We start from the raw sequence: 21176 nt of genomic DNA, 5'->3' as shown, positions 1-21176 counted from the left end.
ATGCACATCAGATTGATTGTTGAGCGGGACAAGGACAACGCAGCGGAGGAGATCCGCCGGATCAATGCGGTAATGGTTCGACTGGGCTACGAGGGCAGAACCGTGTTTGCCGAAGCCTACGGCGCTGGCGGCCTCGTCCAGATCCTTGAGGTTCGTGCCACCGGTGGCCAGAGCGAGATTTTCGTCATGGACTGCTCCCGCGAACAAGTGCAGGCCGTGCTGGAGTGGCAGTCCTGCAACGACGAAAGAGAGTTTGAAGACCTGGTTATTCACCTGGTGCGAAAGGCATAAGCCTAATCACCGAACTGGACATCGGCTATGCCGGCAAATGAAGGGCACCGAGGAGTTACAGCTCCCCGGTACCAACCACCACTGAGGGCAACACCATGCAAGCAGAGCACCAAAGCAGCAGCGACCCGAAGGCTACCACAGTGCCAACAGAACGAATGCAGGCGGCGCGGCACCTAATGGCTATCCGAATCGTCGGTACCGCGCTTTTCGATTACCAGGTTAACAAGACGCCCGACGCCCGGATCCGTCTCGAGGCGGTCACCAATATGGCCCACCTACAAGGTGATCTCACTGCAGGTGAAAAGGCATTTGTGTCCCATCTCCTGGCCAATCAATAGTTCCAGCAGTTTGATCCCCAATTTCTAATAATCATGCCCCGGCTGCGGCGCTAGACTGCCCGGGGTGCTCCAGCTCACAGAGGGTTAGCAATGAACTCCCGATCGGACAACGTCCTGGTATTCACCGACCTGCAGCGCATCACCGGCTATCAACGCCGGTCTGATGTTGAACGGTCGCTGGTTGACCAGGGCGTTCGCCTGTTTCGTGGCCGCACAGGACCATGGACAACGCTGGACCTTATCAACCAAGCCGCAGGCATGAAGCCTGTCGCTGCAGAGCGATACGACGCAGACATCCTATGAGGAAAGCAAGGAAGCGGAAGCATAATCCGCACATTCCCGCTCACATTGACCAGGCCGCTCTCCCAGCGGCTGTTTACTTCGACCAGCGAAACGAAGGGGTTTGGTACACCCTTCACCGTGACGAAACCGGCACACAACGCCGGCGCAACATTGCGCCGGCGACCGTTTCACTGGCAGAGCTGCACCAGATCATGGACGAGACTTCAAACGTTGACCGGGGAACGCTTCGCTACGTTTGTGCACAGTTCCACGATAGCGATCGATACAAGAAGCTCAGTTCAAAAACCCACGACGACTACCGCTATTCCCGCGATGTTCTTTTGAAGATTCCCACGAAGCTGGGAAAACCGCTGGGAGATCTGGCTGTTCGAAAATTCACTTCTGCCCTGGTGCAACGAATCGTTGATCGACTGGCGGACGAAGGCACGCCATCGAAAGCCGCCCATGTGCTGCGCTACCTGCGCCGTGTACTGCAGTGGGGCCGCAATCGCGGCTTCCTGGAAGTGAACCCAGCCCTCGGTATTGAAGCGCCGGTAGAGCGCAAACAGCGCCGCCTGCCGAATCACCTGGTTATGGATGCTCTCATCGACCGGGCAATTGCCAGAGGTTTGCTGCAGCGCAACGAAAAAGGTAGCTGTCCCGAATATCTTGGCTACGTGATGGAGCTGGCCTACCTCTGCAGGTTGCGCGGCATCGAGGTTGTGACCCTTACTGACGAAAACGAGCTGGAGAGCGGGATTCTAACCAATCGCCGTAAGGGCAGCCGTGACAATATCGTTCGCTGGACGCCACGGCTGCGCAGAGCGTGGGACAACGCGAAGGCCTATAGGGCCAAGATATGGGCCAAACGCAACAGTGTGGTCCCGATCCTGCCATCTCGTCGGCACGTAATTGTGGCCAGTCACGGTGGGCCGCTTCGCAAATCTAGCCTCGACACAGCTTGGCAGCGCTTCATAACCCTGGCACTCGTTGAAGAGATGATCACGTCAGATCAAAGGTTCGGCCTGCATGACTTGAAGCGGCGTGGCATCACCGACACAGGCGGAACACGTGCGGACAAGCAAGAGGCCAGTGGGCATCGAGACCCGAAAATGATGGACGTTTACGATTTTAGTATTCCGGTAGTATCCCCATCGGTTATTTGAAGTAGCACAGCCGGACCACCAGGAGAAAAATATATGGACGAAGATAACGAAGATGATTCATCTGCGGTGGATGATGACGTCTTTGGAAACTTGAACGCACTAGGGCCTTTTCTAGATGAGCTGGACGATCGAGGTCTGGTTTTATCCTTGGCCTCTTTTGCAGAAGAGGCCCTCGGTAACCTGCTCAAAGCGTTCATGCTCCCAGGGCCAACTACGATAGCTTTGGTCGACGGATTCAATGCTCCGTTAGGGAATTTTTCTTCACGAATCAAAGCAGCGTTTTCATTCGGGCTTGTGTCGAAAAAGCAATTCAATGATTTAGAGCAACTGCGTGCAATCAGGAATTCCTATGCACACACGTGGAAACCCATAGCCCTAACAGACCAAAAAATCTCCGGACATATCAGGTCTATGAATTACGCGCCCTTCCTGCAGGCGTACCCGGCTATAGCCGAAGAAAAATTGCGCTCATCGGGGTATGCGCTTCTCCTGAATCTCATCGCTAGCGCCAACGCCATTAACCAAGAAGGCCGGCGAGTAGAAGAGCCGAAAGCAGAAATCATGTTCGGGTTCGCGGGAGAAGCCAGTGAACAAATTCAGAATGCCAGGGACCAGTTGACCGAAGTTTATGATCGCATGCGAGACACCAGCGGTGCTGAACTGGAATTTTATCGGGAGGTGCTAGTGAGATTTCACGCGCGAACCGCGTTCATTGGGGGCGCCTTATCCCCTACTGACAGACAATCACTTCGACTACTAGAAAAGGAAATTGAAGAAAAAATAGCCAGCATACCTTCCCCTAGGAAACCGCGACGCAAGCACGGTATTCGGACGTAACAAGCATAGAAAGGGTCAACGTTTACGGGCCTCAAGCTCATACGCCACGTAACAGATATAAACGTAACTCATTGATTTTTATATTTTGTTTTACTAACTTGTAATCAGTAGGTCCCGGGTTCGACTCCTGGTGCCGGCACCATATCTCAAAGCCCCGCAACGCGGGGCTTTGTGGTTTCTGGAAGGTTTAAACCTCCTGGAAGCTGGGTAAAGGTCGCCGCCGCATTATCAGCATCGACAGACAAACCTTGCTCGCGCGCCTGCCGTTACAATTTTCACGTCAGTGCAACGTTGACCGTCTCTTACACCTACCTATAATGCACCCCAACACACCCGCCAAGCCTAGGTTGACCCAGTCATCAAGCTCAAATCGTGCGGGTTTTTTTTGCCCTGAGAAAACTACATGAGGCCCTTCGATAAACCGGCTCTCAGCGTAGAACAGCAATTGGAACTGCTAAAGCAACGAGGCCTGCACATCGCCAACGATGATCGGGCCATGCGTTTTCTCGAAGTGGCCACGCTGTTTCGCCTGAGTCCCTACATGCGCCCCTTTCAGGAGCCAGACCCTGAACACACTTTCAAGCCCGGTAGCACACTGAAGGCGATCGTCGAGATTTACCGCTTCGATGGTTCTTTGCGGCGCATCACCATGGATGCCATCGAACGTGTTGAAGTCGCCATACGAGCGACCATCAGCAATCATATGTGTCCAAAATACGGGCCTGACTGGATAGCTGACGCGTCAGTTTTCTCCTCGTCATACTCTCACCCCGATCTGTTGCGTCCGTTACGGGAGCAAATGAGTAAGGAGCGCAGCAAACTCAGACGTGATATCGACCGCATCAAAAAGGGCCGACAAGCCGATGGGCTCCAGCAACAGCGGATCGAAAACCGCATGCGTGACAACTATTTCCGCTACTACGGTGCAACCTACGCCCACCCTGAGCTGCCGCCCGCTTGGGCAGTCCTGGAAGAACTCAGCCTTGGGACCGTATCTACCCTCTTCAATGCCATAGGCAAAAGCGCCGACAAGAAAGCCATCGCTACCCGATTCAGTCTGCCCTTCGAAGTATTGGCCTCCTGGCTGCACACACTGACCTTCATTCGCAACTGCTGTGCCCACCACTCACGGTTATGGAACCGAGAGCTCTCGATTCGACCATCCTTACCGAAAGAATGGGCCATCCCAACGGCTCCCGCCGACCGGCCGCAGCCCAAACAGCGGCTATACGTTGTATTGACGATGCTCGCCTACCTGACCGACTTGATCAGCCCCGACAGCCAGTGGAAGCTTCGCCTGGCCGAAATCATGGATCAGCAGGAAGTGGATCATCTGCTACTCATGGGATTTCCAAATGATTGGAAAGATCAACAGCAATGGGGTCTAGCGTAAGTCTGGCATTGGTGCAGAGAGGAGGAATTGATATGGATATCTCAACCGCACAAAGCATCAAGCTCGCCATTGTGGCGCCAACCGGACTGTCAAAAGACGCGCTGCATATCTATTTGGGCATGGCGGTCTATTTAACGTTGATCGTTGGCACCCGACGACTCAGGCCATACCTTGGCTGGCTAGTTGTTTTAATCATTGCGTGTGCTGGCGAGTGGGTAGATCGGCGAGACGATATTGGAAGCTTCGGATACTGGCGCTGACAGGCAAGCGCTCACGACGTTGAGGGTGTCAGGTACATCGTGTTTTCCTCGATTAAGGGGGGCGCTTCGCACCCCAACGCGGGGCAAGCCCGCTCGCCACAACAAGCCGGCTCTCGCCACAGAGGCTCCGGTTTGCTGCGCGTCAGCGCTAAGTCGAAGATTTGGCGGAGACTCCCACATAAGCGATGCACTGCAGCGCAAACCGTGGCACTTCGCCACTTTTCCAATTGACACCCCCGCCCCACTCCGTTAAAACCCCCGCCTTGCTTTTGCTTTCCTATCGAGACATGGATGTTGTCGACTCCACCGCTGTTAAATAAACGTCGCTATTTACTGGCGGTCATCATCGTCGCGCTTGCGATTCTCGACCCTTTCGGCCTGGCCAGTTCCAGCGATAAGGCGTCGGCGCAGTGGCTTAACCGCATGCTCTCCAGCAGTTACCCCAGCTTTGGGCAGCAGCATGTGGCGGTGGTGTTGATCGATGATGAGTACCTGATGCGCAACGGCACTTCGTGGCCGATGCCCTATGGCGAGCAGAGCAAGCTGTTCAAGCGTTTGCTCGCCTACAAGCCCCAGGCGGTGTTTGCGGATCTGCTCTACAGCCATGATCATTCGTTGGGCGACCCTGCGCGCGGCAGTCAGTTACTGGCGAATGTGTTTGAGCGCTATCAGCGCCAGGGCATTCCGTTGTGGCTGGCCAATACCGGGCAGACGCGTGGCGAAGAAGGCCAGGCCAACACGCTGGCACCCTTTACGCAGGTCAGTCGCCCGGCGCTGGTGAAGTGGGAAGGTGTGGACGACCAGTACCCGCTGGCGGTGCACACGCAGGTGGGTCTGATGGAAACGCCCGCGCTGGCGCTGTACCGCGTGTTCTGCGCAACGCGGCACTGCGACACGCCGCCGTTGGACGCCGAAGCCGCCGCGCAGCGCCAGCCGATTGCGGTGCAATGGGGGCTGAAGCTGTCGCCGGACCAGGCGCGTATCGCTGACATCGCCAATGCCACGCCGCCGCGACATTTTCTGCTGGACGCCGTGATGCAGTTTTTCCAGGCGGTGTTCTGGAAACTGGATGACTCGAGCCAGCAAATCTACCCCTACACGCTGACGCTGACCGCCAGCGACCTGGAAGTCACCAGCCCCGAAGATCAGGCCCTGATCGCCGAACTGCTGCGTGGGCGCCTGGTGCTGGTCGGTGCCCATATTGAGTCCACCGGCGACTTGGTGGAGTCACCCGTACACGGCCAACTGCCCGGCGTGTATCTGCATGCCATGGCCCTGGATAACCTGATCAACAAGGGCATGGACTACAACCATGAACCCGCCGATCTTCCCAGCCTGCCTGTCAATGGGCTAGACCTGTTGGAACTAAGTCTTCTGGCGTTGATTACCTTGCTCAAAGAGCTTCAGACGCGCAGGCAGGCAGGCCACAGCACCTTTACCTTTTGCCTGCGCCAGGAAGCATGGTTTTTCTCCTCACCCTACCCGTCCTGGCTATTGGTGATGTCATTGCTCATTGCTTTGAGCATTGTGCTGAGCTGTAACAGCATCACCCCAGTCAACGTGCTGGGCATCATTTCGCTGTCATTGGTGTTGTTCAGCGAGCGCATCAAAGCCTTCTTCGATGGCGAGCGCTCTGAACCGGCCGCTACATGATTCAACTCAAGGAACCCAAGGATGAACAGAAGCCTCATCGTATTGCTCGCCGCCCTCTTCACTCAGGGCGCCTGGGCAGAAACCCACACCATCAACGCGTTCCTCGCCGACCCGGTGACTGTGCTGGATGAACAAGGCGCACCTCAGCGCGACCTGGCGAAAAAAGACGCACCCACCCAACCGCTGACGGTGCTGCAGTACAACTCAGCGCTGGAAATCGTGCAGGTGGAACTGGCTGGTCAGAAGGTGTGGCTGGATACCATGGATCTGCGCATCGAGCCGCCCCTGAAGGTGGTGGGCCTACCCTGCGAAGGCCTGACCAAAAGCCAGGCAAAAAGCAGCCGCAATCATTCCACCATCGGTTTCGGTGCCGGCTGCAATCAATAACAAAGGAGTGTCAGGGTGAAGGGATTTCTCGTGGCAACCAGCCTGCTGGCAAGCGCGCTGCTCAGCGGTTGCGCAACCTTGAAGGGCGCCGACCAGGCGTTCCTCAACCTGGTGGGGCCGTCGACCCAATCCAGGGTCCAGGGCCACTACGTGGACAACACCGACGTGCGTCAGTACTACAAGCTCGACCCGCAGCGCCAGAGCAAGCAGCGCCTGAGCTACGACGGGCGCGCAGTGCCGGCCGCGGAAGCGCGCCAGCAGAACCTGGTGGATATCCCGATGCTGCAGGTGTATTTGCAGGGCATCGTCACGCGTCTGTCCAAGGGCTGGCCGGGCGAGCTGCCGACCTTGCAGGTGAAGATCACCGACAGCTACAGCTTCGGGCCGGCGGCTGACCCGTACGGCAACCTGTTCGTGCCGCTGGGCATGCTGGACAACGTCGCCAGCGAAGATGAAATCGCTGCGATGCTGGGCCACGAGATGAGCCACATTTTGCTGCATCACCACGACCGCATGGCTGCGTTCCAGCAGCAGAAAGAGATGTTCACTACCGTGGCGTCCACTGTCGCCCTGGCCACCATGGCCGCCGACACCCGCGTGGACCGCAGCTCCGGCACCATGAAGGTGTTCAGCAAGGACCCGGCCGGCACCCAGAAGACCATCGGCAACACCGTGCTCTACACCGCGCTGGCCAATACCTTTTCCGATCATGTATGGAGCACCGCCTGGGGCCGCAGCCAGGAAGACCAGGCCGATCTGCTCGGCACCGACCTGATGATTCGCGCAGGCTATGCGCCGCGCGCTGCCACCCACAGCCTGGAGCGCCTCAACGATTTCCAGGGCAAGCAGAAGCCGTTGCTCGCGGGCTTTCTCACCGCACGCAAAAACGCCATGCAGGACTCGTTGCAGCAGTTCAATCTCAGCCAGTTTCAAAAGGAGCTGGACGTGCTGATCAAGGACGGCCTAGCCACCAGCATCACCGCCACCACGCAGTACTTCAACCGCTCACACATGGCGGCGATGGACCGCGACACCGAGCTGCGCCAGTACCTGCAGCGCGAATATCGTCAGGAACGCCGCGCACGGGTCAACCCCAAAAGCTGGGCGATGATGAAGAACACGCCGCAGGTGGCGAAGGCGATGCAGGGCTACAAAGACGCGTACTTTGCCAATGACGCCCTGGAAAAAAACAAGGTGCCCGATGCCGATGCGTTTATCCGCAAGGCACTGGCGTCGCCGGTCAAGGATCAGCCAGGTATTCGACGCACCGCGTACACCGTGCGCCTGGCCCAGGGCAAAGGCAGCGAAGCGGTGAAAGAGTTGCAGGCGATCAAGGACTGGTCCCTGGCCGGCCCTTCCACCTACGACTTGATCATCAGCTACCACCTCAAGCGTGGCGACGGCCAGGCGGCGCTGGCGATGATCGACAAGGCCGAGCGCAACCTGGGTTCGGAGGAGCTGTTCATCACCGAGAAGCTGTTGGCCAACCAGCTGCTCAAAGACACGCAACAGGTGCAAACCGTGCTGCGCAAGTGCGAGCAATACCCCACACGCAAGGAAAACTGCAAGAAGCTCGCCCCGCAAAAAGCCTGACGCCGAACAGGCAGGCATAAAAAACCCCGAACCAGTCGGGGTTTTTATCGCCTTGAATCAAGCACTACGCCCAATCAATCAGAAAACATTGATCGGGTAATCAGCAAACAACCGGATTTCATTACCGCCCACGTTGTACTGATCGGCGTTGTTCGACACCCGCAACCAGGACGCACGCGCACGCAGGCTGAGGTCTTTGGCCGGGCCGCTCTGGACCACGTACTTGAACTGGTTCCAGATTTCACGCTCGGTGCCATCGCCACGGCCGGTGCCGTCGTCAATGTTGGTGCCGCGCACGTAGGCAACGTTGTAGGTCAGGCCCGGCACACCAAAGGTGGTGAAGTCGATACCGTAGCCGACTTGCCACGAGCGCTCGTCCTTGCCGTTGAAGTCTGACCAGTAGGAGTTGGCCAGCAGGATGGTGTTGCCGCCATCGCCGATGCCGCCTGCGTTGCGATAACCGCCGTACAGGTAGCCGGTGTCGCCGGTGCTGCGCTGGTGAGCGACGGTGAAGCTGTGCGCGCCAACGGCCCAGGTCGCGCCCAGGCTCCAGATCTTGTTGTCGCGGGCGTCAGCGTCTTTCTGGTTTTCCAGGGCGAAGCTGCGGTCCAGCTTGGTTTTGTAGCCGTTGAAGTCAAAGGTCAGCGACTGCTTCTCTGGCAGGGCCAGCACGTAGTTGACGTTGACGTATTGCTTCTTCAGCACGTCCTGCATGTGGGACGCATACAGCGCGGCCGACAGGCTTTCGGTGAATTTGTAGCTGCCACCGATATAGTCGATGTTCTTGAGGCGGCCGCTGTCGGTGCCTTCGGCACTCTTGCGCGCTTCCTTGGTGAAGTGACCGGCGTCCAGTTGCAGGCCGGCAATTTCTTTGGAAACGATCGAGGTACCGGTGTAGGTTTCCGACAACAGGCGCGAATTGTCGTACTGCAATACCGGCACGGCCGGGAACTGGTCCCCGTACTTGAGCACGGTGTTGGACACACGGAATTTCACCGCCGCGCCGCCCTTGGCCAGGTCGTGGGGTGCGGAGCCCGGGTTATCGGTGGTGCCGTTACCCTGTTTGAAGAAGTCGATACCGCCGGCGCCGGCGCGACCTTTACCGCCATCCAGACGAATGGCGTACTGGCCGATCACGTCCACACCCACACCCACGGTGCCTTGGGTGAAACCCGATTCCAGCTTGCCGATAAAACCCTGGCCCCATTCGGCTTTGTCCTGCTTGCCGTTTTTATAGTCACGGCTGATGTAGGCGTTACGTGCGGCGATGTTCAGGTGGCTGTCTTCGACAAAACCCTTGGATTGCTCCTGGTCGTTTGCCATGGCTGCCGATGCGCTCAAAATCCCCAGAGCGATCAGACTCATCCGTTGCTTCAACATTTTTTATATTCCTTATTACCGTTTGAGTACGCGCTGTGACACCAGGCCCCGTATCGCTTTTTCTGGTGTCGACTTTGTTCCAAAAAAAAGAAGGCCCGCGGACGACTGAACTGCCGCGGGCCTTTTTTTATTGGATGAGTCATGGCGGTTAGCCACAGGCGTTGGGCGCAATCCTAGTCGCGCGTTGAACTTTGTGTCAATTTCGTGAATGTTCTGAGTTCAGACGAAAAGATTCTAAGCCGCGGACTGCGCTCCTTGAGCCACCACCAGTCAAATCTGAGAAGGGCTTGCTCCCTATAGCGGGGCGTCAGTTACAAACAAGCCAACTGAGCCACCGCAATCGGGAGCAAGCCCCCTCCCACATTTTTTTGATACTGGTGTTTTCTTCAGTTACGTGCCAGCTCGCACAGCGCCTTCATCTCGTCCTCGCTGAATAGCCCCGCCGGGTAGCGGTCATTCATCAGGCTACGCAGGTCGGGCTGGCGCGAGTCGTTTGCCTTCAACCACTGTGCCAGCGCATGAATTGCATCGCTATTCACCCGCGCCGGGTGATGCGTAAACGTCTTGATCGAATTGCTCTCGGCATTCATTTCTACGCTCTCCCTACTGCGTGAGCGGCTAACTTACTCAAGGTTTATGACAGAACAGCACCGTCATCCACCTTGAGCCACCGTTACAACCGCGATACAAGAGCTATGCCAATGTCCCCGGCGCGTAGGCATCCAGACACAGAAAAGCCCGCGACCCTGCCAGGTCGCGGGCTTGCTGAAACGCTGCGAAAACATGGCTTCAAGCCACTACTCGCAACGCTGTTACAACTGCACTCAGTTTTTGTGCGGAGCCGGTTGCTGTTGGGTCAGACAGTGGATATTACCGCCGCCCAGTAACAGTTCACGCCCCGGTACCATCACCACTTCGTGCTGCGGGAACAGGCCCTGAAGAATGTCCCTGGCCTGGCTGTCCAGCGGGTCGTCGAAGCTGGGGGCGATGATGCCGCCGTTGACGATCAGGAAGTTCACGTAGGAGCCGGCCAACCGCACGCTCGGGTTGCGTTCCTGGCTGCCATCCACCGGATCCACACCGGCGCACTCGTCCTCGGTGGCATACAGCGGCCCCGGAATCGGCATTTTGTGCACGATAAACGCGCGGCCCTTGGCGTCAGTGCTGCTTTGCAGCACATCCATGGCGGCATGGCAGCGTGCGTAGTTGGGGTCTTGCGGGTCGTCGGTCCAGGCCAGCAACACTTCACCTGGGCCTACGTAGCAGCAAAAGTTATCCACATGGCCGTCGGTTTCGTCGTTGAACAGGCCGTCCGGCAGCCAGATGATCTTGTCCACAGCCAGGTGATCGCTGAGCACCGCCTCGATCGCCGCGCGGTCGAGGTGCGGATTGCGATTGCGGTTCAGCAGGCATTCTTCGGTGGTAATCAGCGTGCCTTCGCCGTCGACGTGAATGGAGCCGCCTTCCAGCACGAAGCCTTCGGTGCGGTAACGGGACATGCGCTCGATCTCGAGAATCTTGCCGCCCACCTGCGCGTCGCGGTTCCACGGCGCATACAGACCGCCGTCAAACCCGCCCCAGGCATTGAAATCCCAGTTCACGCCGCGCACTTCGCCACTGTCATTAATGACAAATGTAGGGCCGGTGTCGCGAACCCAGGCGTCGTCGCTGGACATTTCCACCACACGAATATTCGGCACATCCAGGCGGGCGCGGGCGTTTTCGTACTGGCCGGCAGACACGGCCACCGTCACCGGCTCAAACCGTGCGATAGCCTTGGCCACGGCCACGTGAGCCGCCTGCACCGGCTTGCCACCCAGGCGCCAGTTGTCCGGGCGTTCGGGCCAGATCATCCAGGTCTGGGTCTGTGGCGCCCATTCGGCGGGCATATGGAAGCCATCGGCGCGAGGTGTGCTGTGCAAAGTGGTCATGGCAATCATGGCTCCGAATGGGGTGAAGGCCGACTTTATAACGGATAAAAATCGGCTTTAACAGAAATCAAAGAGGGTAGACGAAAAATATGACGGAAAATAACCGATAACAATCGGGATCAACGTGGCAAGCAGTACTGTGACGACCCCGGCATTTTCAGGCATGTATATCGCCATTGTTCAGGGGGGTAAGGCAACCCCTGTGCGCACGTTACGCTTGCGCCACCTGACGCCACCACTCAAGCTATGCTTCATCCGCTTAATGTCCGTCTAAGGAAAAGGCCCCCGACATGCGCATTCTCGTTACCGGCGGCGCCGGTTTTATTGGCTCCGCCCTGATTCGTCACCTGATTCAACACACCGAGCACGAAGTGCTCAACCTGGACAAACTCACCTACGCCGGCAACCTGGAGTCGCTGACCAGCATCGCCTCCAACAGCCGCTATGAGTTCGTGCAGGCCGATATCGTCGATCAGGACGCCGTCAGCGCGGTGCTGGCGCGTTTCGAGCCGCAGGCCATCATGCACCTGGCGGCCGAGTCCCATGTCGACCGCTCGATTGACGGCCCGTCGGATTTCATCCAGACCAACATCGTCGGCACCTATAGTCTGCTGGAAGCCACCCGCGCCTACTGGCAGAAGCTGGCGGAGCCTGCCAGGAGCGCGTTCCGTTTCCATCACATTTCCACCGATGAAGTGTATGGCGACCTGCACGGCGTGGACGACCTGTTCACCGAAACCACGCCCTACGCCCCAAGCTCGCCCTATTCGGCCAGCAAGGCCGCGTCCGACCACCTGGTTCGCGCCTGGCAGCGCACCTACGGCCTGCCGGTGCTGCTGACCAACTGCTCGAACAACTACGGGCCGTTCCACTTCCCCGAAAAACTGATCCCGCTGGTGATTCTCAACGCCCTCGCAGGCAAGCCATTGCCGGTGTATGGCGACGGGTTGCAGGTTCGCGACTGGCTGTTCGTCGAAGATCACGCACGCGCGCTGCTCAAAGTGGTGACCGAAGGCGTGGTAGGCGAGACCTACAACATCGGCGGACACAACGAGCAAAAGAACATCGACGTGGTTCGCGGCATCTGCGGCCTGCTCGAAGAACTGGCGCCACAGCGCCCGGCCGGCGTAGAGCAATTCACCGACCTGATCACCTTCGTCAAGGATCGCCCCGGCCACGACCAGCGCTACGCCATCGACGCCGGCAAGATCGAACGTGAACTGGGCTGGACCCCGGAAGAAACCTTTGAAACAGGGCTGCGCAAAACCGTGCAGTGGTACCTCGATAATCTGCAATGGTGCCGCAGGGTCCAGGACGGCAGTTATCAGGGTGAACGATTGGGCAACACCGACGTGAAGGATTTGATCGCATGATGAAGGGAATCGTATTGGCCGGCGGCTCCGGCACCCGTTTGCACCCCATCACCCTGGGCGTGTCCAAGCAACTGCTGCCGGTGTATGACAAGCCGATGATCTACTACCCGATCTCGGTGCTGATGCTGGCGGGGATCAAGGACATTCTGATCATCTCAACGCCGGTCGATTTGCCGCAATACCGCAACCTGCTGGGCGATGGCAGCCAGTTTGGCGTGCGCTTCACCTACGCCGAACAGCCCAAACCGGACGGTTTGGCTCAGGCGTTCATCATCGGTGAAGAATTCATCGGCAAAGACCCGGTTTGCCTGATCCTGGGCGACAACATCTTCCACGGCCAGCATTTCGGTGAGCAACTGCGTGCGGCTGCCGAGCGTCCGTCCGGCGCTACCGTGTTCGGCTATTGGGTCAAGGACCCGGAGCGTTTCGGCGTGATCGACTTCGACAAGGAAGGCCGCGCCCTGTCCATCGAAGAGAAACCGGCCAAACCCAAGTCGTCTTACGCGGTGACTGGCCTGTATTTCTATGACAACGACGTGATCGAGATCGCCAAGGCTGTCGAGCTTTCTCCACGTGGAGAGCTGGAAATCACCGACGTCAACAACGCTTACCTCAAGCGTGGCGATCTGCATGTTGAGCGCTTTGGCCGTGGCTTTGCCTGGCTGGACACCGGCACCCACGACAGCCTGCTTGAAGCCTCGACGTACGTGCAGACCATCGAGCACCGTCAGGGCCTAAAAGTGGCGTGCCTCGAAGAAATCGCCTACGAAAATGGCTGGATCAATCGTGACTATTTGCTTGAGCGCGCAAAATATTTTGGCAAAACCGGCTATGGTCAATACTTGTACAAACTCGCCGGGGACAATGAATGAATGTGACCGCTACTGAGCTGCCGGGTGTATTGATCATCGAGCCCAAGGTTTTTGGCGATGAGCGCGGTTTCTTTTACGAAAGTTTCAATGCGCGCGACTTCGCTCAAGTCGCAGGACTGGAACAGCAATTTGTGCAGGACAACCACTCGCGCTCGCAAAAAGGCGTGTTGCGCGGTCTGCACTATCAGATCGAACATGCCCAGGGGAAACTGGTGCGCGTGACGGCGGGCGAAGTGCTGGATGTGGCAGTGGATATCCGTCGCAGCTCGCCCAATTTCGGCAAGTGGGCCAGTGTGCGGTTATCAGCCGACAACAGCCGACAACTGTGGATTCCACCAGGGTTCGCCCATGGCTTTGTGGTTCTCAGCGACTACGCGGAGTTTCTGTACAAAACTACGGACTACTACACTCCGTCGGCAGAACGCTGCATTCGCTGGGACGACGCCGAGCTGGGCATCGACTGGCAAATGAGCGGTGCACCGACCTTGTCCGCCAAAGACCAGAACGGCAAAAGTCTGAAAGACGCTGACGTGTTCCCATGAGCGGCGCTCTCAAAATTCTGATCACCGGCCAGCATGGCCAGGTTACCCAGGCGCTGCAACAGCAGTTGGGGGGCCTGGGCGAACTCATCGTGTTAGGCCGCGATCAGTTGGACCTGGCCAACGCTGACCAGATCCGCCAGCAAGTACGCGCCCACCGCCCCAACCTGATTATCAACGCAGCCGCACACACGGCCGTCGATCAGGCTGAAAGCGAGCCGGATGCGGCCTTTGCCATCAATGCCATCGCGCCCGGTGTGCTTGCCGAGGAAGCCAAGGCGCTGGGCATCCCGCTGATTCACTACTCCACTGACTACGTGTTCGACGGCAGCAAGCCTGCGCCGTACACCGAGGCGGACGCGACCAACCCGCTGGGTGTCTACGGCCAGAGCAAATTGGCTGGAGAGCAGGCAATCGCGGCCGTGGGCGGTGAGTACCTGGTGCTGCGGACCAGCTGGGTTTATTCCACCACCGGTAAAAACTTCCTGCTGACCATGCAGCGGCTGCTGCAAGAGAAACCGCACATGCGCATCGTCGCCGACCAGATCGGCGCGCCGACCTGGGCCGGGACCATCGCCAGCAGCACCCGCATGCTAGTCGAGCGCTGGCAGGCCGGCCAGGCGGGCGATTGGGGCGTGTATCACCTGACGGCACAGGGCGAAACATCGTGGTTCGGCTTTGCCCAGGCCATTGGCGAGCAGTTGCGGGCCGCCGGCAAACCCTGCGCCGAACTGGAAGGGATTCCCTCCAGCGCCTACCCGACGCCCGCCAGGCGCCCGTTGAACTCGCGCCTGGATTGCAGCCGTCTGCAGCAACAGTGGCAGGTCAGCCAACCGCAGTGGCAGGATGCATTGCGCGAGTGTCTTGCCGGTCAGCACTAGGCATAATGCGCCTGTACCCACAGGCGCACGGTCCCCATGACTCCACCCCTTCCGCGAAGACCCCGCTGGCGCAGCCTGGCGCTGCTGGCGTTGTGCCTGGCACCGCTGTTGTGGCCGCTGGAGCACCTCGCCGAGCGTTATTACCGCAACGAACTGGCCGGGCAGAACCGTCAGACCCTCGACCTCTACGTCGCCAACCTGCTCGGTACGCTGCATCGCTACGAGGTGCTGCCGCAGATCCTCGGCGACTTGCCAGCCTTGCGTACCGCGTTGGAGGCGCCGCAGGTCAGCACCAACCTGGTCGGCGCCAACCTGCTGCTCAAGGACGTCGCCGCCCAGGCCGGGGCGGAAGTGATGTACCTGATGGACACGTCCGGCAAGACGCTCGCCGCGTCCAACTGGGACAAACAGGACAGTTTCGTCGGACGCAACTTCTCGTTCCGCCCGTATTTCAGTGAGGCCATGGCCGGGCACCTGGGACGCTTCTTCGGCCTGGGCACCACCTCGGCCAAGCGCGGCTACTTCTTCGCTGCCGCCGTGCGCGACCACGACAAAATCATTGGCGTGCTGGTGGTCAAGGTCGACCTGGACCACACCGAAAGCCTGTGGGGCAACACCCCGGAACAACTGCTGGTGACCGACCACAATGGCGTGGTGATCCTCACGTCGCGCCCGCAATGGCGCTTTCGCGCCACGCGGCCCCTGAGCGCCGAAGAGCGCCAGGCCATCAGTGCCATTCAGCCCTACCCCACTCGCGACCCGCAGCCGCTGAGCCTCAGCAATACGGCCTGGCTGCGTCAGTCCACGGCCATCGCCGAGACCGGCTGGAACGTGGAAATCCTCGCGCCACAATCCTTGATCAACCGCCCGGTACGCACCGTGGTGGCAGTCGGCGGTGCCACGCTGCTGGTGCTGATGCTGCTGCTTGGGCTGCTGATGCAGCGCCGTCGCCATTATCTGGAGCGCATCGCCTTCGAAGCGAAGGCGCGCCGCGAGCTGGAAATGCGCGTGGTCGAGCGTACCAGCGACCTTGAAGGCCTCAACCGGCGCCTCAAACAGGAGGTGCTGGAACGCGAACACGCCCAGCAGGAACTGGTGCGCGCCCAGGATGACCTGGTGCAGGCCGGCAAGCTCTCGGCACTGGGCACCATGTCGGCGAGTATCAGCCATGAACTCAACCAGCCATTGGCGGCGATTCGCAGCTACGCGGAAAACGCCGAAATCCTGCTTGATCATGAACGCACCAGCGATGCCCGTGGCAACCTCAAGCTGATCAGCGAACTGACCGGGCGCATGGCCTCGATCATCGCCCACTTGCGCGCGTTCGCCCGTCGCGACCGTCACGCGCCGGAGAGCGTGGCGCTGCAGCCGGCGCTCGACGACGCGTTGGCGTTGCTGGCCAAGCGGCGTCGGTCGATGGAGGTGGAGCTGATCCGCGACCTGCCGGAAGCCACCTTGTGGGTGCAGGCCGGCGAAACCCGCTTGCGCCAGGTGCTGGGCAACCTGCTGGCCAATGCCCTCGACGCCCTCACCGAAAAAGGCCCGCCGCGCAAACTGTGGCTGAGTGCCGAAACCACTGCGCAAGGCGTCAACCTGTACATCCGCGACAACGGCCCGGGCTTTTGCATGGAAGCCCTGGGCCGCGCCAGTGAGCCGTTCTATACCACCAAGACGCGTACTCAAGGGCTCGGCCTGGGCCTGGCGATCTGCGAAACCTTGATGCGTGCCTTTGGCGGCGAACTGCTGTTCGCCAACCACAGGGAAGGCGGCGCGCTGTTAACCCTGAAATTGCGCGCCGGCTCGCCGGGCGTGAGTCTGCAACCGTCCGAGGACCGCAGTGTATGAGTATCGATAACCAGATCCAGGTGGTGTTGATCGACGACGATCCACACTTGCGTCAGGCCCTGTGCCAGACCCTGGACCTGGCCGGGTTGAACGTCCTGCCGCTGGGCGAAGCCAATGGCCTCACCGCGCGCCTGTCCCGCGATTGGCCAGGCGTGGTGGTCAGCGATATCCGCATGCCCGGCATGGATGGCCTGGAGCTGCTCGCCGAATTGCACGGCCAGGACCCGGACCTGCCGGTGCTGCTGATCACCGGCCACGGCGACGTGCCGCTGGCCGTGCAGGCCATGCGCGCGGGCGCCTATGACTTCCTCGAAAAACCCTTCGCCAGCGACGCCCTGCTCGACAGTGTGCGCCGCGCCCTGGCCCTGCGCCGGCTGGTGCTGGACAACCGCAGCCTGCGCCTGGCCCTCAGTGACCGTCAGCAGTTGAGCACGCGCCTGGTCGGCCATTCGCCGCAGATGCTGCGCCTGCGCGAACAGATCGGTGCCCTGGCCGCGACCCGTGCCGACGTGTTGATCCTCGGCGAAACCGGCGCCGGCAAGGAGGTTGTGGCGCGTGCGCTGCATGATCTGTCGAGCCGGCGCAGCGGGCCGTTCGTGGCGATCAACGCCGGGGCACTGGCCGAATCGGTGGTCGAAAGTGAACTGTTCGGCCACGAACCGGGCGCGTTCACTGGCGCGCAGAAACGTCGGATCGGCAAGTTCGAGTTCGCCAACGGCGGCACGCTGTTTCTGGATGAAATCGAAAGCATGAGCCTGGATGTGCAGGTCAAGCTGCTGCGCCTGTTGCAGGAGCGCGTGGTCGAGCGCCTGGGCGGCAACCAGTTGATCCCGCTGGACATCCGCATCATCGCGGCCACCAAGGAAGACCTGCGCCAAGCCGCCGACCAGGGGCGCTTTCGGGCCGACTTGTATTACCGCCTCAACGTCGCGCCGCTGCGCATTCCGCCGCTGCGCGAGCGCGGTGAGGATGCGTTGATGCTGTTCCAGCACTTTGCCGACGAGGCCAGCAGCCGCCACGGCCTGCCGCTGCACGAACTGCAACCGGGCCAACGCGCGTTGCTGTTGCGCCATAGCTGGCCGGGCAACGTGCGCGAACTGCAGAACGCCGCCGAGCGCTTCGCCCTGGGCCTGGAACTGGCGCTGGACAGCACGCCGGGCAATCCTGGCGCCAGCGTGCTGACGTCCACATCGGGCGGCTTGAGCGAACAGGTCGAGCAGTTCGAAAAAAGCCTGATCGCCGCCGAACTCACCCGCCCTCACAGCTCCCTGCGCAGCCTTGCCGAAGCGCTGGGCGTACCGCGCAAGACCTTGCACGACAAACTGCGCAAGCACGGCCTGAACTTCGCCGACAGCGCCAGCCACAGCACTGACGACGAATGACCCCGTCCACCTGCCAAGAGACTGCCATGAGCCGCGACAGCCGTTACCTGGAATCCATCCTTCATCACGACATCCCCCTCACTCGGGAAATGGGGCTCAAGGTGTTCGACTGGCAACACCACCAGCTGCAACTGCATCTTCCCTTGCCAGCCAATATCAACCACAAGAGCACCATGTTTGGCGGCAGCCTCTACTGCGGCGCCGTCCTGGCAGGCTGGGGTTGGTTGCACCTGAGACTGCGCGAACACGGCATTGAAGACGGGCACATCGTGATTCAGGAAGGACAGATCAGTTATCCGTTGCCGGTGACGCAGGATGCCACGGTGATTTGCGCGGCGCCGGAGGAGAAGGTGTGGAAGCGTTTCGTGGCGACCTACAAACGCCATGGCCGGGCGCGGTTGACGCTGGACACATGGATTGTGAATGAGGGCAGCGAAGACCGCGCAGTGACTTTTACCGGCCAATACGTCCTGCACCGCTAGTCGTTATTACACAAAGCAAATGTGGGAGCAGGCTTGCCCCCTCCCACATTTTTAATTTGCGCAGGTCTTAAGACCTGGCCAGGCTCAACAGGCGATCGCGCCACGCCGCCTTCGCCGGTAACGCCAGAAAGAAAGGGTTGAGCAACGATTCCCGCGCCGGATAACTGAACCGCTCGCCGTTCAACTCCAACACCTCACCGCCCGCGCCTTCCAGTACACCCTGAGCCGCCGCCGTATCCCACTGCGACGTGGGCGCCAGCCGTGGGTAACAATCGGCGCTGCCTTCAGCCAACAGGCAGAACTTCAGTGAGCTGCCGATATTCGCCAGCTTCAACTCACCCAGGCCCTGGCTCAAGCCGTCCAGCAAGCGCTCCTGCTCGGGACTGCTGTGGCGGCGGCTGGCGACGACGGTAAACGCTTCGCCTGCAGCCGGGGTCTTGCGTACCTGGATCTGCCGGGGCGCTTCGTTTACATCCGAACGCCACGCGCCCAGGCCTGCACCACCGAAGTAGCAACGACCGCTGGTGGGCATCGACACCACGCCAAACACCACGCGGCCCTGTTCGATCAACGCCACGTTGACGGTAAACTCTTCACTGCCGCTGATGAACTCCTTGGTCCCATCCAGCGGGTCCACCAGCCACCAGCGCTGCCAACCGGCGCGCACGCTCTGGTCGATATCGGCGTCCTCTTCGGACAACACGGGAATACTCGGGTCCAGCGCAGTCAGGCCGGCGAGGATAAGGTGGTGAGCGGCCAGGTCCGCCGCCGTCACCGGCGAATCATCTGCCTTGGCGGTGACCGCCACATCGGCGCGCCAATACGGCAGGATCACCTCACCGGCCTGGCGTGCCAACTCAATCACGGGGGCGATCAACGGGTGGCCTAAAAACAGTTCGCTCATGCGCTGAACGCTCCTCGCTGGGTCAACAGGTCTCGTACCAGGTACAGCGCAGCCAATGCACGGCCTTCGCTGAACTGCTCGTTTTGCGCCAGTTGCGACAGCTCGCGCAGGTTGACCCTGTCTACACGCATCGGCTCGGGTTCATCGCCTTCCAGGCGTTCTTCGTACAGCTCGGTGGCCAGTACCACCTGGATTTTCTGGCTCATGTAGCCAGGCGACAACGACAGCTCGGTAATGTGCTCCAACTGCCGCGCGCCGAAGCCCGCTTCCTCCTTGAGCTCGCGGTTTGCCGCCGCCAGTACGTCCTCGCCAGGCTCGATCAATCCCTTTGGCAAGGAAAGCTCATACTCGTCGATCCCGCCACAGTATTCCTCGATCAGCAGCGCGTGGTCCGCATCGATCATCGCCACGATCATCACCGCGCCATAACCGGCGCCGCGTCCAACCAGACGCTCGTAGGTCCGTTCAACGCCATTGGAAAAGCGCAGTTGCACTTCCTCCACGCGGAACAAACGGCTACTGGCGACGATTTCGCGGGCGAGGACGGTGGGTTTCTGGCGCATGAGAGGCTCCTTGGCGTGATCGGGTTACTATACCGTGGCTTTTCCGATTGTCTGTGTCGGATATCTTTACTTACATGAGACCGCCCCATGCCCGCTTTGCCCTGGCACGCCATCGACACCGTCCTGCTGGACATGGACGGCACCCTGCTCGACCTGCATTACGACAATCACTTCTGGATGGAGCACCTGCCCCAACGCTACGCTGACCTGCACGGGGTGAGTCGGGCCATGGCCGCGATGGAGCTGCAGCCTCTGTTCGAGCGTAACGCTGGACAATTGCAATGGTATTGCCTGGACTTCTGGAGCACCGAACTGAAACTCCCGGTGCGCGAACTCAAGCTGGAAACCGCCGACCTGATCGCCCTGCGACCGGATGCCGACACGTTTCTGGCGGCGATCAAACAGGCCGGCAAGCGGGTGATCATGATCACCAACGCCCATCGTGACTCGTTGTCGCTGAAGCTGGAGCGCATTGAACTGGCGCCGTATTTCGAGCGATTGATCAGTTCCCACGACTATGGTTTCGCCAAGGAAAACCCACAGTTCTGGGATGCCCTGCAGGCCGATATCGGCTTCGATCCCGCACGCAGTCTGTTTATCGATGACACCTTGCCGATTCTGCGCAGTGCGCGGGATTTCGGCGTGGGGCATTTGTTGGCGGTGAAAGAGCCGGACAGCAGGAAGGGACCCAAGGACACCGCTGAATTTACCGCGGTCGACGATTACCGCGATCTCATTGCCGGGCTCTGACCACTGCGGGAAGGGGCTTGCTCCCGATAGCGGTGCATCAGAATCACCTCGGTGACTGACACTGTGCTATCGGG

The 21176-nt window shown here is 59.7% G+C and carries 22 protein-coding genes; 17 read left to right on the top strand and 5 right to left on the bottom strand.

Annotation, left to right across the window (positions count from 1 at the left end):
* The 9 genes from RHM60_RS17885 to RHM60_RS17840 all read left to right on the top strand — a co-directional run bounded on the left by RHM60_RS17885 (nt 1) and on the right by RHM60_RS17840 (nt 8200).
* Nucleotides 1–291 (top strand): hypothetical protein, encoded by a 291-nt coding sequence (locus RHM60_RS17885; RefSeq protein ID WP_322212372.1) that lies wholly within the window; start codon nt 1–3, stop codon nt 289–291.
* 428 nt (nt 292–719) lie between these two features.
* Complete coding sequence (locus RHM60_RS17875) at nt 720–932, top strand: hypothetical protein (protein ID WP_322212369.1); 213 nt, start codon at nt 720–722, stop codon at nt 930–932.
* On the top strand, nt 929–2077 hold the full coding sequence (locus RHM60_RS17870) for an integrase (RefSeq protein WP_322212367.1): 1149 nt from the start codon (nt 929–931) through the stop codon (nt 2075–2077). Before RHM60_RS17875 ends, RHM60_RS17870 begins: the two co-directional genes overlap by 4 nt.
* A gap of 33 nt (nt 2078–2110) precedes the next feature.
* Nucleotides 2111–2914 carry an MltR family transcriptional regulator gene (locus RHM60_RS17865; RefSeq protein ID WP_322212366.1) on the top strand — a complete coding sequence of 268 codons (804 nt, stop codon included), beginning with the start codon at nt 2111–2113 and terminating at the stop codon, nt 2912–2914.
* 403 nt (nt 2915–3317) lie between these two features.
* Complete coding sequence (locus RHM60_RS17860; RefSeq protein ID WP_322212365.1) at nt 3318–4307, top strand: Abi family protein; 990 nt, start codon at nt 3318–3320, stop codon at nt 4305–4307.
* A gap of 32 nt (nt 4308–4339) precedes the next feature.
* The gene (locus RHM60_RS17855; RefSeq protein ID WP_322212363.1) at nt 4340–4567 is read left to right on the top strand and encodes a hypothetical protein; all 228 of its coding nucleotides are present in this window, start codon (nt 4340–4342) and stop codon (nt 4565–4567) included.
* A 291-nt stretch (nt 4568–4858) separates the two neighbouring features.
* On the top strand, nt 4859–6220 hold the full coding sequence (locus tag RHM60_RS17850; protein ID WP_322212361.1) for a CHASE2 domain-containing protein: 1362 nt from the start codon (nt 4859–4861) through the stop codon (nt 6218–6220).
* A gap of 21 nt (nt 6221–6241) precedes the next feature.
* Complete coding sequence (locus tag RHM60_RS17845; RefSeq protein ID WP_322212360.1) at nt 6242–6607, top strand: hypothetical protein; 366 nt, start codon at nt 6242–6244, stop codon at nt 6605–6607.
* Between the two features lie 15 nt (nt 6608–6622).
* Complete coding sequence (locus RHM60_RS17840; RefSeq protein WP_322212359.1) at nt 6623–8200, top strand: M48 family metallopeptidase; 1578 nt, start codon at nt 6623–6625, stop codon at nt 8198–8200.
* 78 nt (nt 8201–8278) lie between these two features.
* On the opposite strand, the gene RHM60_RS17835 is transcribed toward RHM60_RS17840, so the two are convergent.
* From RHM60_RS17835 to aguA, 3 genes are all read right to left on the bottom strand, one after another.
* Nucleotides 8279–9580, bottom strand: a complete 1302-nt coding sequence (locus RHM60_RS17835) for an OprD family porin (RefSeq protein ID WP_209987352.1) — start codon at nt 9578–9580, stop codon at nt 8279–8281.
* 386 nt (nt 9581–9966) lie between these two features.
* On the bottom strand, nt 9967–10170 hold the full coding sequence (locus RHM60_RS17830; RefSeq protein ID WP_209987349.1) for a hypothetical protein: 204 nt from the start codon (nt 10168–10170) through the stop codon (nt 9967–9969).
* A gap of 234 nt (nt 10171–10404) precedes the next feature.
* Complete coding sequence (gene aguA / locus RHM60_RS17825; protein ID WP_322212358.1) at nt 10405–11511, bottom strand: agmatine deiminase; 1107 nt, start codon at nt 11509–11511, stop codon at nt 10405–10407.
* Nucleotides 11512–11801: 290 nt separating this feature from the next.
* On the opposite strand from aguA, the gene rfbB reads away from it, so the two are divergent.
* The 7 genes from rfbB to RHM60_RS17790 are packed head-to-tail and all read left to right on the top strand — an operon-like array spanning nt 11802 to nt 18885.
* A complete protein-coding gene (gene rfbB, locus RHM60_RS17820) occupies nt 11802–12884 on the top strand; it encodes a dTDP-glucose 4,6-dehydratase (RefSeq protein WP_209987342.1) in 1083 nt (360 codons plus the stop codon).
* A complete protein-coding gene (gene rfbA, locus RHM60_RS17815) occupies nt 12881–13756 on the top strand; it encodes a glucose-1-phosphate thymidylyltransferase RfbA (RefSeq protein ID WP_209987340.1) in 876 nt (291 codons plus the stop codon). The genes rfbB and rfbA overlap by 4 nt, the downstream gene beginning before the upstream one ends.
* Nucleotides 13753–14298: a dTDP-4-dehydrorhamnose 3,5-epimerase gene (rfbC, locus tag RHM60_RS17810; RefSeq protein ID WP_231422681.1), complete on the top strand. Its 546-nt coding sequence runs from the start codon at nt 13753–13755 to the stop codon at nt 14296–14298. The genes rfbA and rfbC overlap by 4 nt, the downstream gene beginning before the upstream one ends.
* Nucleotides 14295–15176: a dTDP-4-dehydrorhamnose reductase gene (gene rfbD, locus RHM60_RS17805; protein WP_322212357.1), complete on the top strand. Its 882-nt coding sequence runs from the start codon at nt 14295–14297 to the stop codon at nt 15174–15176. The genes rfbC and rfbD overlap by 4 nt, the downstream gene beginning before the upstream one ends.
* A gap of 36 nt (nt 15177–15212) precedes the next feature.
* Entirely contained in the window at nt 15213–17021 is a 1809-nt protein-coding gene (locus RHM60_RS17800) for a sensor histidine kinase (protein WP_231422679.1), read from the top strand.
* Nucleotides 17018–18403 (top strand): sigma-54-dependent transcriptional regulator, encoded by a 1386-nt coding sequence (locus RHM60_RS17795; protein WP_209987328.1) that lies wholly within the window; start codon nt 17018–17020, stop codon nt 18401–18403. The genes RHM60_RS17800 and RHM60_RS17795 overlap by 4 nt, the downstream gene beginning before the upstream one ends.
* Before the next feature lie 26 nt (nt 18404–18429).
* Nucleotides 18430–18885 carry a thioesterase domain-containing protein gene (locus tag RHM60_RS17790; protein WP_322212356.1) on the top strand — a complete coding sequence of 152 codons (456 nt, stop codon included), beginning with the start codon at nt 18430–18432 and terminating at the stop codon, nt 18883–18885.
* Nucleotides 18886–18952: 67 nt separating this feature from the next.
* Here the strand turns inward: RHM60_RS17790 and cysQ are convergent, their stop codons facing one another.
* Nucleotides 18953–19789, bottom strand: a complete 837-nt coding sequence (cysQ, locus tag RHM60_RS17785) for a 3'(2'),5'-bisphosphate nucleotidase CysQ (RefSeq protein ID WP_209987323.1) — start codon at nt 19787–19789, stop codon at nt 18953–18955.
* Nucleotides 19786–20352 (bottom strand): ADP compounds hydrolase NudE, encoded by a 567-nt coding sequence (gene nudE / locus RHM60_RS17780; RefSeq protein ID WP_209987319.1) that lies wholly within the window; start codon nt 20350–20352, stop codon nt 19786–19788. The genes cysQ and nudE overlap by 4 nt, the downstream gene beginning before the upstream one ends.
* 87 nt (nt 20353–20439) lie before the next feature.
* On the opposite strand from nudE, the gene yrfG reads away from it, so the two are divergent.
* Nucleotides 20440–21102, top strand: coding sequence for a GMP/IMP nucleotidase (gene yrfG, locus RHM60_RS17775; RefSeq protein WP_209987315.1), 663 nt, complete (start codon nt 20440–20442; stop codon nt 21100–21102).
* Nucleotides 21103–21176: the final 74 nt, after the last annotated feature.

Origin of the sequence: Pseudomonas sp. MH9.3 (assembly GCF_034354675.1) — a bacterium.
GTDB lineage: Bacteria > Pseudomonadota > Gammaproteobacteria > Pseudomonadales > Pseudomonadaceae > Aquipseudomonas.
Note: the sequence above shows the minus strand (reverse complement) of the source record. Positions and strands in the feature narration are given on the sequence as shown.

What these genes read in the sequence shown, in the direction of transcription:
- RHM60_RS17885 (WP_322212372.1), top strand. Translation starts at nt 1, where the DNA reads ATGCACATCAGATTGATTGTTGAGCGGGACAAGGACAACGCAGCGGAG.
- RHM60_RS17875 (WP_322212369.1), top strand. Translation starts at nt 720, where the DNA reads ATGAACTCCCGATCGGACAACGTCCTGGTATTCACCGACCTGCAGCGC.
- RHM60_RS17870 (WP_322212367.1), top strand. Translation starts at nt 929, where the DNA reads ATGAGGAAAGCAAGGAAGCGGAAGCATAATCCGCACATTCCCGCTCAC.
- RHM60_RS17865 (WP_322212366.1), top strand. Translation starts at nt 2,111, where the DNA reads ATGGACGAAGATAACGAAGATGATTCATCTGCGGTGGATGATGACGTC.
- RHM60_RS17860 (WP_322212365.1), top strand. Translation starts at nt 3,318, where the DNA reads ATGAGGCCCTTCGATAAACCGGCTCTCAGCGTAGAACAGCAATTGGAA.
- RHM60_RS17855 (WP_322212363.1), top strand. Translation starts at nt 4,340, where the DNA reads ATGGATATCTCAACCGCACAAAGCATCAAGCTCGCCATTGTGGCGCCA.
- RHM60_RS17850 (WP_322212361.1), top strand. Translation starts at nt 4,859, where the DNA reads ATGTTGTCGACTCCACCGCTGTTAAATAAACGTCGCTATTTACTGGCG.
- RHM60_RS17845 (WP_322212360.1), top strand. Translation starts at nt 6,242, where the DNA reads ATGAACAGAAGCCTCATCGTATTGCTCGCCGCCCTCTTCACTCAGGGC.
- RHM60_RS17835 (WP_209987352.1), bottom strand. Translation starts at nt 9,580, where the DNA reads ATGTTGAAGCAACGGATGAGTCTGATCGCTCTGGGGATTTTGAGCGCA.
- RHM60_RS17830 (WP_209987349.1), bottom strand. Translation starts at nt 10,170, where the DNA reads ATGAATGCCGAGAGCAATTCGATCAAGACGTTTACGCATCACCCGGCG.
- aguA (WP_322212358.1), bottom strand. Translation starts at nt 11,511, where the DNA reads ATGACCACTTTGCACAGCACACCTCGCGCCGATGGCTTCCATATGCCC.
- rfbB (WP_209987342.1), top strand. Translation starts at nt 11,802, where the DNA reads ATGCGCATTCTCGTTACCGGCGGCGCCGGTTTTATTGGCTCCGCCCTG.
- rfbA (WP_209987340.1), top strand. Translation starts at nt 12,881, where the DNA reads ATGATGAAGGGAATCGTATTGGCCGGCGGCTCCGGCACCCGTTTGCAC.
- rfbC (WP_231422681.1), top strand. Translation starts at nt 13,753, where the DNA reads ATGAATGTGACCGCTACTGAGCTGCCGGGTGTATTGATCATCGAGCCC.
- rfbD (WP_322212357.1), top strand. Translation starts at nt 14,295, where the DNA reads ATGAGCGGCGCTCTCAAAATTCTGATCACCGGCCAGCATGGCCAGGTT.
- RHM60_RS17800 (WP_231422679.1), top strand. Translation starts at nt 15,213, where the DNA reads ATGACTCCACCCCTTCCGCGAAGACCCCGCTGGCGCAGCCTGGCGCTG.
- RHM60_RS17795 (WP_209987328.1), top strand. Translation starts at nt 17,018, where the DNA reads ATGAGTATCGATAACCAGATCCAGGTGGTGTTGATCGACGACGATCCA.
- RHM60_RS17790 (WP_322212356.1), top strand. Translation starts at nt 18,430, where the DNA reads ATGAGCCGCGACAGCCGTTACCTGGAATCCATCCTTCATCACGACATC.
- cysQ (WP_209987323.1), bottom strand. Translation starts at nt 19,789, where the DNA reads ATGAGCGAACTGTTTTTAGGCCACCCGTTGATCGCCCCCGTGATTGAG.
- nudE (WP_209987319.1), bottom strand. Translation starts at nt 20,352, where the DNA reads ATGCGCCAGAAACCCACCGTCCTCGCCCGCGAAATCGTCGCCAGTAGC.
- yrfG (WP_209987315.1), top strand. Translation starts at nt 20,440, where the DNA reads ATGCCCGCTTTGCCCTGGCACGCCATCGACACCGTCCTGCTGGACATG.